Annotated in this window: 1 protein-coding gene; it reads right to left on the reverse strand. The window is 48.5% G+C overall.

Annotated elements, in window-relative coordinates; all coding sequences use genetic code 11:
- Positions 1 to 242: 242 nt before the first annotated feature.
- A partial coding sequence (locus tag OB236_RS34075) for an SRPBCC domain-containing protein (protein ID WP_262688032.1) occupies positions 243 to 567 on the reverse strand: 325 nt, incomplete at its 5' end.

Here is a 567-nt window from a genome sequence, read left to right on the forward strand (position 1 = left end):
AGATTTTTCCTTGCATATTAAATGTGGATTATACCTACTTTGAACTAAACTCCCCGTTACTTAAACGAACGACAGCAACCGATCGCGCGACCGGTTGCCGTCATGTCGTGATGCTATCGTCTATCGATAGAGCACAATAACAACAATGGATAGGGAACAGAACAAACGAAGATCGATTGCTCTTTCATCCAAGGCAAAACGCGCTCTGCCGTCCTTTGGAGGCAGAGCGCGTTTCGTTATTCTTATGATGCTTCCGTATATCGTTTGAAACTATCCAGAATCGCTTGCCAACCCGCCTGTTGGAATTCAACGGGGTTAGTGCTCTCGGCGTCGAAGATTTCAACGACCTTCGTGGCCTCGCCTTGATCGATGAACGCAATATCCACTTTCCGTCCGTCTCCCAATGTGTAGGCAATCGTCTCATGCAGCTTCACTTCGTCGTAAATTCCGCTATAATCAAAACCCATGCTGCCATCCTTCGCTTCCATCCTTGTCAGGAATTCGCCACCGACCCGCAAATCGTTCTCCGCTCTTGGCGCATGCCATTCCTCGGAAGGTTGATACCAC

Source organism: Paenibacillus baimaensis, assembly GCF_025567575.1.